Source organism: Streptomyces sp. NPDC059866, from assembly GCF_042731325.1.
In the GTDB taxonomy this organism is placed as follows: Bacteria; Actinomycetota; Actinomycetes; order Streptomycetales; family Streptomycetaceae; genus Streptomyces; species Streptomyces flavusporus.
Map to the genome: position 1 here is coordinate 1 of NZ_JBHWJT010000086.1, position 11,757 is coordinate 11,757.

Below are 11,757 nucleotides of genomic sequence, written 5' to 3' on the forward strand. Positions count from 1 at the left end.
CAGCCCACCAGGGCCTGACCCCAAGACTGCCACCCGGCCCGACCCGCGCTGACGCGACCTCAGACACCTCACACCCTCAACAACGTGACAACGCCCGACGGGCGCCGCCCGGCAGGCGGCACGCTCGTCAGCGCGCATCCGGGGCAGACTCGGCGCTCAGCCCTGGACGCCGGTACCCGACAGGGTGCCTTCGACCACGTCGCGGAGCTGTGAGCGGGCGGTGATGCCCAGCTTGGGGAACACCCGGTAGAGGTGCGAACCGACCGTGCGCGGTGAGAGGAACAGCTTGTCCCCGATCTCACGATTCGTCAGACCGCGGGCCGCCAGCTGGACGATCTGCTGCTGCTGGGGGCTGAGTTCGGCGAAGGCACTGGGCACGACGTCGCCGGCCTCGATGCCGGCGGCGCGCAGTTCTGCCTGTGCCCGCTCGACCCACGGCCGCGCGCCCAGCCGCTGGAAGGTTTCCAGGGCGGCGCTCAGCAGCGGACGGGCCTCGGCGATACGGCGCTGCCGCCGGAGCCATTCCCCGTAGTCGAGCTGTGTCTGCGCCCGTTCGAACGGCCACTGCTCACCTGCGGGCTCCTCGAGCGCCGCCCGGAAGAACGGCTCCGCGTGCTCGGGATCCGCCAGCAGGGCGCGGCCCCGGTCGATCAGTGCGCTCACCCGTGCCGACATGCCTGTACCGAGGCGCCGCGCCGACCGTTCCAGCAGCTCTGCGGCGTGCTCCTGCTGTCCTCGGCGGACGGCCGCCGCCGCCAGTTCGGCCAGGACGGTGTAGGAGACGTGGTAATGGACCGGATCGCCGTCGTCGGTGAACGCGGAGCGGAACTGCGTGTACGCGGTGTCGTAGTCGCCCTCGGCCACGGCCGCCATCCCCAGGGCCCGACGGGCGAAGACCGCGACGGAGCGGCTCTCCAGCGGATCGACGAGAGCCAGGGCTCGCTCGGCGAGCCGGCGTGCGGTGGCCGGGTCGCCGAGCAGGCCGACCACCGTGGCGTCGAGTGCCTGAGCACACGCCTCGGCGTGGTCGAGTCCGGCCGACGATGCCATGGCCGCGATGTCGGCCGCCACCGAGCGGGCCTCGGCCCATCGGCCCTGCTCCAGGCGGGTCCAGCCGACCGCGCATCCCAGTCCGTCCGGGAGCGGTCCACGGGCCTGCCACTGGTCGAATGCCTCGTCGAAGGTCCTGGCGGCGAGGGTGGTCTGGTCGAGCAGCCAGGCGACGATGGCCAGCGCAGTCAGGCGACTGGCGTCGCCCTTGGCCTCGGCGATGAGCCCGGGCAGCACCGGTGCGAGGGAGGCTCCTGCGCTGCTGGGGTCGGAGACGGCCAGTACCCAGGCGTGCAGCGCCGCTCCGGCGGCATCGTCGGGCATGCGGGAGAGCAGGCTCTGGATCTGTCGCTGTTGGGACTCCTCGCCCGAGTAGTAACGGACCACCGCCGCCGCGGCCAGCGCGTCGAGTACGAGGGGCGACCGGGCGTCCGCCGCCTCGTCGGCGACACGCATGAGCAGGGCGAAGGCTGCTGTGTGATGGGGGCCCAGGGACATGAGCTGTCCGGTGGCCAGCGCGGCTTTGCCCAGCAGCGCCTGGTCGTCGGTGCACTCGCGGACTGCGGCGGCCAGGTGTTCCACCCAGCCGAGTTGACCGGTGAAGACGGCGGTGGCAGCGGCTTCGGTCAGAAGGCGCGCCCGCTCCTCGCGGCGAGGGCTGAGTTCCGCGGCGCGCTCCTGGGCCGCGGCAGCGGCCGCGAAGCCACCTCGGCGCCGGGCCCGGTCGGCCGTCTGCTGCAGGGCGGCCGACACGTCCTGGTCGGGGCGCACGGTCGCGGCGGCGAGATGCCAGGCTCGGCGGTCGGGCTCCTCGCGCAGCAACTCCGCGAGAGCGAGGTGGGCCCGGCGGCGTTCCTCGAACGACGCGGCATGGTAGACGGCGGAGCGGACGAGCGGGTGACGGAAGGAGATCCCGGATCCGTCCTGGCGTACGAGACCGGCCCGGTCCGCGGGTACCCATGCCTTGTCGTCCGCCTCGGGAAGTCCCACGGCCGCCGCCTGAGCGTCCGCCGCGTCGGCGGCCGCGAGCAGCAGCAGGATGCGGCGGGTCGGTTCCGGCAGGTCCGCCGCGTGCCCCGCGAAGATCCGCTCCAGTCGGTCGGTGACCGGCAGCGGGCCCTCCACGCCACTGCCCTCGGGGTGCCGGATCGCGGTGGCGTGGGCGAGTTCCACCAGGGCCAGCGGGTTGCCGGCCGCCTCTTCGAGGATCCGCACCCGGGTTCGGCCGGTGGGCGGCGTGGGCTGCCGGTCCAGCAGCCGGTTGGCCGCCTCAGCGTCCAGCGGGCCGAGTTCGAGACGCTCGTATCCCTTGTCGAAGCCGGGCAGCGCGGCCGCGGTGCGGACTCCGACCAGCAGCGTGACGGGCTCGCTGTCCATGCGTCGCGCCACGAAGGAGAGAACGTCCAGTGATCCGCGGTCGATCCACTGGGCGTCGTCGACCACCACCAGCAGCGGGACGGTTTCCGCCAGGTCCGACAACAAGGTCAGAACCGCCAGACCGACGAGCATCGCGTCGGGAGTCTCCACACACTCTTCGAGCCCCAGGACGGCCCGGAGCGCGGAGCGCTGCCGCGACGGCAGGCCCTCCGCATCACCGAGTACCGGGCGCAGCATCTGATGAAGACCGGCGAATCCAAGGTGCGCCTCGGATTCGCTCCCCACCGCCCGCAGCACTCGGCCACCCGCACCCCGTGCGCGATCGGCCGCGAGGTCGAGCAGCGTGCTCTTTCCGGCACCGGGGTCACCCGTGACGATCAACACGTCGCTGTGGGACCGATCAGCGCCCACCCGCCGGATGATTTCTGCGGTCTCGGTTTCTCGGCCCACCACCGCCAGACCGGAATTCCGCATCGAGCGCTGGTCCCCACGAGCCCTTCCATCGTTTTCCACGGATGCTCCAGGGAATCGAGATACCCCCAGATACTAGCGTGGGGGAACCGCGGCAGCGCCCGCAGGAGCGGTGTCGAACCCGCTCAAGAGCACTCAGAGCGCAGCCGTCGTCCGGGGTATTCCGGCCATGGCATCCATGGAGTTCTCCCAGACCGCTCGTTCATCTTCGCACCGTCACGGCATCGGGATCGTCACGGCGGGACAACCGGCAGGCGTATACGCCCCGCCCCTGTGGACGAACGGCACCGATGCAGTCACGTGACGCATACCCCGGCTGTTCGTCCAGCCGCAGAATCGTGAAGCGGGCACGGCCGCGCCTTTCCGGCTCGGCGGGCAGGAACGGCCGTGCGTCGCCGGTGGTGTCGTGCCATCGAAGACGGGGATCGCGTAAGCCGTACATCCTGACCGGAAGGCGCTGTCATGGTCACTGGACGCTCGTGGCTGGTCGGACTCGGGTTCCGTACGCCATGCGGTCGGCTTGTACGCCACTTCTACATAGTCGACGGCATGGCCGATCCGGAGCAGGCCCACGAGGCAGCTCTTGAGCGGGCGAACGACCCGAGCGAACGTGCAGGGCGCGGAAACCTGCGGCCCGACGACGGCTGTGTCGAGATGTGCCGAATGTCGCGTGACCCTCTGGGCACCTGGCGGCTGCTCGTCCCAAGTCCGTGCACTGCCTAGTCCCTGGAACCGTAAGCCATCGTCGACGGGTGCAGGCCGTCTGGCGCCGCGCGGTCGTCAACGCCGACAACGGACGCCTTGTCTCGTTTCACCGTCCAGGCCACCGCGAGCTACCCCACGGTCCTCCACCTGCGTGCTGCAGAACCTCCGAGAGCAGTCGCCTGACGCATACCGGACGGAACCCCCGCGTACCGAGACTGGCGACGCGGCGGTGGCCGGCCAGAACCTCGAGACACCCCTCATGGCCGTGCACCCGCGAAAGGACCTACGGAGATCACCATGGTGGCAAGGACAACGGCATCGCTGTGGGACCGCTTCGCCGCCTTTGACCCCGGGCTCATGCGTCTGACCTCCGCGATGCGCGCCGTGCTCGGCACAGCCGCGACCCTTGCCGTGCTGACAGCGCTGCGAGCGCCCGAAACGGCGCTGGTGGTCGGCGGCTTCACCGCGATGACGACGTCACTGGCGATCAGCGACCTGCATCCGCGCAACCAGCTCATCACCCTCGGACTCGGCGCTCCGCTCTCTCTCGCGTCCCTGGCCGCCGGAGCCGTGCTGACGCCGTATCCGACGGCAGCCAAGCTGATCTTTTTGGTGGTGATCTACCTCGCCGTTCAGGCCCGCCGGTTCGGCCCACGAGGGCTGGGCCTGGGGATCTTCGGTTTCATGGCCTTCCTGCTGTCTCAACTCACCCAGGCCCGAGCAGACCAGCTTCCGCAACTCGGGGCATCGGTACTTGTGGCTTTCGGGGCCGTCACGACCGTGTGGTACTGCGCCGGCCCCATCACGGCGGCCGGAGCTCTGAGGCGGCTGCGGCACGCATTCGACGTGTGTCTGCACGACGTCCTCCGGGACACGGCCTCGATGGTCGCCACCGGGCAGGACGTCGACACCCGGAGCCGCTCGTTGCAGGACCGCCTCGACAGACTGCACGCATCCGTGCTGCTGATCGAGGACTTTCTCGACGAGCGCGCCGTCGAGGAGGGCACCGAGGCCCTGCTGCGGCACATTGGTCGTGTGGAGGTGGCCGCGCAGCGCCTGGCCGTACTCACGGTCCGCGCGGTCCGCACACCGGCGGCCCGCAACGATCTGGCGGAACGGACGGCGCGACAGCGGCTCGCGCAGCGGATCCGGGCTCTCCGGCACCAGCTCACCGTGGGAACGGCCTGTGCATCCGAGCAGTGCGAGGAGAGGTGCGAAGGCGGCCCGGCGAACCGGCCGACCGGCTCCGCACATGTGCAGGACTGCTTCCCAGCGGTCGACGAACTCGCCGCAGCCCTGCGGGTTCTCGGCCCACGCGGCCGCCCGGCAGGGTTCGGGACACCTCCTCACAAGCCCGCCCCACCAACCTTCGGGGCGGTGCCGCACAGGGACAGAGACACCGAAAGCCTGAAGCGCGGAGCCACCCGTCAGGCGTTCCAGGTGACAACTGCCTCGACCCTCGCCGTCGCGGGCGGTCATCTCCTGTCTCCGCACCTGTGGTACTGGGCCGTCGTGGCTGCATGGGTCGTCTTCATCAGGACCGGGAGCACCGGCGAGGTGCTGCTGCAGAGTGTCCGGCGGCTGGCGGGCACTGTCCTCGGCGTAGTGTTCGGCTACGGCCTTGCCGCCCTGGTCAGCGGAGACGGCCCTGTCCTCCTGATCCTGCTCCTGCTGTGCATGTTCGGGATGTTCTACACCCCGTCACAGGCCTATTGGGCCGTGACGTTCTTCATCACCGGCACACTCAGCATGCTGCTCGCGCTGATGGACACCTTCTCGACGCAAGTGCTGCTCCTGCGTGTCCAGGAGACCGCACTGGGAGTGTCCTGCGGGATCCTTGCCGCCGTCCTCGTACTTCCCACTCCGGTCCGCCGGGCCAGTGACGAGGAGCTGGTCGGTTTCCTGCGCGTCCTCGACCGCCTCCTTCGGGCCATCGCGTCAGGAAGCACGGACGCAGAAACCCCGACGAGCTGGGTCCACGCGGCACACGACCTCGACCAGGCGCTGGAGTCCTTCCGCAAGGCCTGTCTGCCTCTCACCCATCCGCTCAATCCGCAGCGCGGCCGACGTCACCACGCCCGCCACCTGCTGGAACTTCTTGAGGCCGGCGCGTACCACGCACGGAGCCTGGCCGCCACGGCCGAGCGTCTCCCGGCGGGCCATGTCTCGGAGTGCGCCCCCCGCCTCACTGCCGCGGCCGACCGTGCGCACGAGACCGTGGCCCACCTGATCCGCGTCACCGGCCATCGACCGGGAATCTCCTCGCACACGGCACGCCCCAGGGTCGTCAGGGCACTGTCCCTGCTCTCGGAGGAGCGGCGTGTGAGCCGCAGTCGGCCGTCGCCGGAGTATCGCCTGCTGCTGCACATCAATCGCCTCGACGCGACCTTGACCGCGCTTGTGCGAGCCTTGGACCCGCTCATCTCGGACCCCGGCCGCACCACCATGGTCCCGTCCGAGAGCGCTGACATCCCGTCGCCGCACGGGCCGGCCCCGGCTGCCGCGGTGCGCTGCGTCGATCTCGCGGACCAGTGCGAACGTGCCCAAGCCGTCTGACACCCTGGCAGAACGCATCACGGGGTGACCGCACACCCTTGCATTTCGCTGATCGGCAGGCATCAAAGCCGCCGACGTGAAAGGCAGGGACGGCCACCGCACACGGCACGGCCGGCAAGCGGGCATACGGATCCGGCTGCCGTCTCGTGAACGCGGCGAGGTAGCCACGTGCTCGTCCACCAGGTATCCAGGAATGGAACTCGGAACGGGGAGCCGCCTCGCCTTTCACCTGGCCTACAAGAGGAAACGCCCCGTGCTCAGAGCTGTAAGCACAGGTGCAGTCACGTGACGGATACCGCGTCCGCTGGGGTCGCTCGTACGGTTGAGTAAATCCTCCGCATTCCAAGGAAACCCCATGGAACAGATCACCCTCGGCGATGTCTCCATCACCCGGGTAAAGGAATACTTCGGTTCTGTCGAAATGACGCCCGACACCTTCTTCCCGGAAAGCTCGAAGGAAGTCTGGGAAGCCGGTACACACTGGCTGGTCCCGCATTTCCTGGATTCCGAGACCAACATCGTGAATTCCGCGATCCAGACCTGGCTGCTGCGCAGCGAGGGCAAGACGATCCTGGTCGACACCGGTGTGGGCAACCACAAGGACCGTCCCTACGCCCCGGTGTGGAACCGTCTCGAAACGGACTTCCTGGCCAACCTCGCCCGAGCCGGTGTCCAGCCCGAGGACGTGGACATCGTGATCAACACGCATCTCCACATCGACCACGTCGGCTGGAACACCTACCTGGACGGCCGGCAGTGGGTGCCCACCTTCCCCAACGCCACCTACCTGATGCCGAAGGACGACTTCGACTTCTGGAACCCCGAGAACGGCCACAAGCCGCTGCTCGGTCGCGGCAACCAGAACGTCTTCGAGGACAGCGTGGCCCCGGTCCACCAGGCCGGCCAGACGCAGCTGTGGGAGAACAGCCACCAGATTGACGCGAACCTGCGCCTGGACTTGGCTCCCGGCCACACTCCCGGCTCCTCCGTGCTGACCCTCACCTCCGGGACCGACCGCGCGGTGTTCGTCGGCGACATGCTGCACAGCCCGGTGCAGATCCTCGAACCGGACGCCAACAGCTGCTTCTGCGAGGACCCCGCGGGCGCCCGCGCCACCCGCCGCAAGGTGCTGGGCTGGGCGGCCGACAACAACGCCCTCGTGATCCCCGCCCACCTGGGTGGCCACGGCGCCACCGAAGTCGTCCGCGAGGGCAGCACCTTCGCCATCAAGGGCTGGGCCCCCTTCACCCCGTATACCGAGCAGGGCTGAAGCCCGCGGAAAGGCACGAGAGATGAGCCACCACCCCGAACCCGTCGTGACCACCGCGCAGGGAGCCGTCCGCGGTCTGCGCCAGGACGACATCCGCGCGTTTCTGAACATCCCGTACGCCGCCCCGCCGGTCGGCGCCGGCCGGTTCGCCCCGCCGCAGCCGCACGAGCCGTGGGACGGCGTACGGGACGCCACCGTGCCCGGCCCCAACGCGCCGCAGTCCGAGCGCAAGCTCGGCAGCATCGACATGGCCCCCTACTTCGGCACCGGCTGGAGCCGCGGCGAGGACTACCTCACCGTCAACGTGTGGACGCCCGCCGCCGCGCAGGGCGACCTGCCCGTGATGGTGTTCGTCCACGGCGGCGGGTTCGTCGCCGGCTCGACGCGGTCCGCGATGTACGACGGTTCCGCCTTCGCCCGTGACGGCGTCGTCCTCGTCACGCTCAACTACCGGCTCGGCATCGCCGGGTTCCTCGACCTCCCCGGAGCCCCTGCCAACCGCGGCCTGCTCGACGTGGTCGCCGCGCTGCGCTGGGTGCGGGAGAACATCGCCGCCTTCGGCGGTGACCCGCACAACGTCACCCTCTTCGGCCAGTCGGCCGGGGCGACCGTCGTCAGCGGCTTCCTCGCCACCCCTGAGGCCGCGGGCCTGTTCCGCAGGGCGATCGTGCAGAGCGGCAGCGGCCTGGGCGCGTTCACCACCGAGCAGGCCGCCCGCGTCACCGCTACGGCCGCCGAGGTCCTGGGCGTCAAGCCGCACGCGGACGCCTTCGCGGAGATCTCCGACGAGCGGCTTGTGGAGGCCGCCTCCAAGCTCGCGGGCATCGACCTGCAGACTGCCACCCACCACGACCCGCTGATCGGCCTCAGCCCCTTCAGCCTGGTCATGGACACCCAGCCCGCCGAAGCCGTCGCCGCCGGACACAGCTCCGACGTCGACCTGCTCATCGGGACCAACACCGAAGAGGGCCTCCTCTACCTGGTCCCCGTGGACAAGTACGCCTCCTCGACCGCCAAGGACGTGGACGACACGGCGGCGCGCTCGCACCCGAACCCGGCACAGCTCGTCGAGACGTACCGCAAGACACGTCCCGAGGCGTCCTACGGCGAACTGCGCTCCGCCATCATGGGCGACGCGCTGTTCGGCGCGGGCAGCAGGGCCCTGGCCAGCGCCCATGCCGCCCACCCCGAGTCCGCGACCTTCGCCTACGAGTTCGCCTGGCGCTCGCACGCCCTGGACGGAGAGCTCGGCGCCACGCACGCGGTCGAGCTGCCCTTCGTCTTCGATCTCACGCACCTGCCGCAGCTGCACGGCCCCGCCGCCCTGCTCGGCCCCGACAAGCCCCCGGCGGATCTCGCGGCCGGCATGCACGAGACCTGGATCCGGTTCGCCACCACCGGCGACCCCGGCTGGGACCCGTACGACACCGAACGCAGGGCCACGATGCACATCGACGCCGAGTGGACCCAGATCGACGACCCCCGCAGCCGGGAACGACAGGCCTGGAGCTGACGCCCGTACGGGTTTCGCCTGCTCACCCTCTTCAAGGAACACCACCGCTTCAAGGAACACCGTGACCAGAACCGTCATCACCACCGAGAACGCCCCCGTCCTGGCGGCCCCGCTGTCCCAGGGCATCCGCAAGGGCCCCGTCCTGCAGGTCTCGGGACAGCTCCCGTTCGACCCGGACACCGGAGAGGTCGTCGGCACCACGGTCGCCGAGCAGACCGCACAGACCCTGCGCAACGTCACCGCCGTACTCAAGGCGGCCGGCGCGGGCCTGGAGGACGTCGTGATGCTCCGCGTCTACCTCACCGACCCCGCCCACCTGCCCGAACTGAACGAGGCGTACGCGGCTGCCGTCGGCGAACCCTTCCCCGCCCGCACCACCGTCTACATGCAGCTCCCGCCGGGACTGCTCGTGGAGATCGACGCCCTGGCAGTCCTGGACGACTGACTCGGCCACGGAGCAAGGCCGGTCTGGCGCGGTCCCCGGGACTGCGCCAGACCGGCCTCCATCCCTGAGAGCGGAAAGGGGGGCACGATGGATGATCGCCTGTCGAGGGCGTGCGTCAACGTGAGGGTTGTATTGGCGAAGCTGCTGGACGCCTTGTGCTCCCTGTCGGGGCGCCCTTCACCGCCCTCCGGATCTCATTCGGTACGCCGGGTCTACGGGCAAGTGCTCCACGCGGTGGCCTCGCTGCCGCTGGGCGACGTGCGCGCGGCCACTGAGGTGCGCGCGGCCTCCTGAACGCCGACGTGCCACCCGCGTCCGACGCGGGCGCCCGCTGTATCCAGCACACGGTCGACGACCTGGGTCCCGCCGACCTGTGGACGCTGGCCCACGGCACCGCCATGACCCGCGACGACCTCGCGTGGGGCGCTGCCGCGATCCTGGCGCGGGAACGCCTCGCACAGCCCGACCCTCTGGACGAACTCGCCGCGCAGGCCATCGTGGACGAACTCGCCGAACGGACCCCATGCCGGTGGGGCCGTCGCCACACCGACGCGGTCCGTGCCGCGCTGTACCGGACCCTGGCCGACCTCGCCGACGTCCTCTTGGAAGTGTCGGAGTCCACCCCGACACCCCTGCACTGGACCGTCGACGACGGAAGGCGCGCCTCAGCCGTGATCGGCGAAGTGGTCCACGACGTTCTGGTCCAGAAGGCGGAGAACGCACCATCCGCCGCACAGCCCGTCTGGCACCACCCCTCGCCCTTGGTCGGGTTGTCGCATCTGTAGACGGCCGAGGGCGCGGAAAGTCATCGGTGTGGTGGGGCTTCCTCGATCCGGCTGAGGATGCGGGTCCGGAGGAGTTCGAGCCAGGCTCTGCCGTACGCCTGTACCGGCCAACGGTTCCTCGCCCTGGCGGCCGGCAACTGGTACCACCGGACCGGGCCCAAAGGCCAAGCCCGTACGGCTGCTCGGCCTCGCGGCTGGCATCTGGCACAACTGGACGACCGGCGGAAAGATCGCGCAGGTCCCGTGATCGGTGGTCAGCTGCCCGCCCGGTCGGGGGTGGGAAGCGCGAGTGCGGCGGCGTCTCGTGCGATGCGCACGGCGTCTGCGAGCGGGCCTGCCAGCGCGGCGGCTTCTGCCTCCGCTGTGCGCACTTGCTCGGTGGTGAGCGTGTCGGCCGTGGTGGCTGCGACGAGATCGATGTAGGCGTCCGTGCGGCGTTCGGCTTCTTCGAGCTGGCGTTGCTGGTCGATGAGCTTATCGATCGTGCGGACTTTCGCGGCGTAGGCCTCCAGCGCCTTGACCCGGAGGTCGACGGCTTCCCGGCTTGTGTTGAGCGCGGTTGCCTGTGTGGCGAGGGCTGCGTCGACGTCGGCGCCTGCGCTGTGGCGTTCGGCCTGCCGGTGCTCGCGAGCGAGACGGTAGATCCGCATGCTGTCCAGAGCGATCTTCCAAGGGATGTGTGCAGCTCGGAGTTGTTGCGCTGGCTGTCGATCAGCCCATCGCTGTGGGCCTGGGAGCCGGTGATTGTGTCGACAGCTGTGGCTGCCCGGACGACGAGGGCACGTTCTTCGGGTGCCAGGTCGACAGGGCACACGTAGCGGTCCTGGCCGCGATAGCGGCGCGCTGTGCGGCGGGCACGGGTTTCGCTTCGGCGCATGCCGATGGAAGTGGCGCACAGAGCAAGGCAGATGAGCGTGCCGATGCAGCCGGCTGCGGGTTCCCAACCGCTGAGAGCGTAGGCGGGCATGGTGATGAAGGACCAGGTGAGCTGGCCGCACACCAGGGTGGCGATGCCGAAGCCGATCGCCGCCCCGGTGGGGCCGAGCGGGGCGGTCGCCTTCTTCGGCTGTGCGGCAGCCAGCTCCCGCAGTGCCTTGCGATTCCTCTCGCGCGCACTGGGAATCGCCTGTCGTCGACCGTCGGGGGAGGGGAGTTCCTCACCGCTGACACTCAAAAGAATCTTGCGATCTGCCTCCGGCATCGCTGATCGGCGACGTGATGACGATCGTCTCCGAACTGCTCACGAACGCGATCCTCCACAGTGGCACCACGCAGATCGGGTTGAAGGTGACCCTCCAGGAGGACTTCCTCCGCATCGAGGTCTGCGACGGCATGAAGGGCAGCGTCCAGCCCAAGCCTACGAACGACAACGCCCAGTCGGGTCGGGGCCTCGCGATCGTCGAGGGCCTGGTGCAGGAGAACGGCGGGACCTGGGGCGTCAGCGACGACGGCACTACCGTCTGGTGCCTCCTGGCGGCCCCCGAAGGGGAACCGTGATGGTCCCCGTACCGGTGGACATCGCCGCGCAGCTACTGAGCCGGCGATCCTCCAACGATCCCGAGACGCTGGGAGTGCTCCTCGCCGG

8 protein-coding genes are annotated in these 11,757 nt (G+C 69.8%); 6 read left to right on the forward strand and 2 right to left on the reverse strand.

All coding sequences use genetic code 11. From position 1 onward, the window contains the following. Window positions 1-156 precede the first annotated feature (156 nt). Window positions 157-2,901: an AAA family ATPase gene (locus ACFV7R_RS45915; RefSeq protein WP_385276442.1), complete on the reverse strand. Its 2,745-nt coding sequence runs from the start codon at window positions 2,899-2,901 to the stop codon at window positions 157-159. 999 nt (window positions 2,902-3,900) lie between these two features. Between ACFV7R_RS45915 and ACFV7R_RS45920 the strand changes: the two genes are divergently transcribed. The 5 genes from ACFV7R_RS45920 (at window position 3,901) to ACFV7R_RS45940 (ending at window position 10,172) form a co-directional block, all read left to right on the forward strand. Further along, window positions 3,901-6,159, forward strand: a complete 2,259-nt coding sequence (locus ACFV7R_RS45920; RefSeq protein WP_385276445.1) for an FUSC family protein — start codon at window positions 3,901-3,903, stop codon at window positions 6,157-6,159. 355 nt (window positions 6,160-6,514) lie between these two features. Then, window positions 6,515-7,429 (forward strand): MBL fold metallo-hydrolase, encoded by a 915-nt coding sequence (locus ACFV7R_RS45925; RefSeq protein WP_385276448.1) that lies wholly within the window; start codon window positions 6,515-6,517, stop codon window positions 7,427-7,429. A gap of 22 nt (window positions 7,430-7,451) precedes the next feature. Then, a complete protein-coding gene (locus ACFV7R_RS45930) occupies window positions 7,452-8,942 on the forward strand; it encodes a carboxylesterase/lipase family protein (RefSeq protein WP_385276451.1) in 1,491 nt (496 codons plus the stop codon). A gap of 61 nt (window positions 8,943-9,003) precedes the next feature. Further along, the gene (locus ACFV7R_RS45935; RefSeq protein ID WP_385276454.1) at window positions 9,004-9,387 is read left to right on the forward strand and encodes a RidA family protein; all 384 of its coding nucleotides are present in this window, start codon (window positions 9,004-9,006) and stop codon (window positions 9,385-9,387) included. Between the two features lie 302 nt (window positions 9,388-9,689). Continuing rightward, entirely contained in the window at window positions 9,690-10,172 is a 483-nt protein-coding gene (locus ACFV7R_RS45940) for a hypothetical protein (protein WP_385276457.1), read from the forward strand. Window positions 10,173-10,426: 254 nt separating this feature from the next. Here the strand turns inward: ACFV7R_RS45940 and ACFV7R_RS45945 are convergent, their stop codons facing one another. Further along, a complete protein-coding gene (locus tag ACFV7R_RS45945) occupies window positions 10,427-10,822 on the reverse strand; it encodes a hypothetical protein (RefSeq protein WP_385276460.1) in 396 nt (131 codons plus the stop codon). Between the two features lie 556 nt (window positions 10,823-11,378). On the opposite strand from ACFV7R_RS45945, the gene ACFV7R_RS45950 reads away from it, so the two are divergent. Beyond that, window positions 11,379-11,669: an ATP-binding protein gene (locus ACFV7R_RS45950; protein ID WP_385276463.1), complete on the forward strand. Its 291-nt coding sequence runs from the start codon at window positions 11,379-11,381 to the stop codon at window positions 11,667-11,669. Window positions 11,670-11,757: the final 88 nt, after the last annotated feature.

Coding starts and splice junctions, on each gene's coding strand:
- ACFV7R_RS45920 (WP_385276445.1), top strand. CDS start 3,901: ATGGTGGCAAGGACAACGGCATCGCTGTGGGACCGCTTCGCCGCCTTT.
- ACFV7R_RS45945 (WP_385276460.1), bottom strand. CDS start 10,822: ATGCGGATCTACCGTCTCGCTCGCGAGCACCGGCAGGCCGAACGCCAC.
- ACFV7R_RS45930 (WP_385276451.1), top strand. CDS start 7,452: ATGAGCCACCACCCCGAACCCGTCGTGACCACCGCGCAGGGAGCCGTC.
- ACFV7R_RS45915 (WP_385276442.1), bottom strand. CDS start 2,901: ATGCGGAATTCCGGTCTGGCGGTGGTGGGCCGAGAAACCGAGACCGCA.
- ACFV7R_RS45925 (WP_385276448.1), top strand. CDS start 6,515: ATGGAACAGATCACCCTCGGCGATGTCTCCATCACCCGGGTAAAGGAA.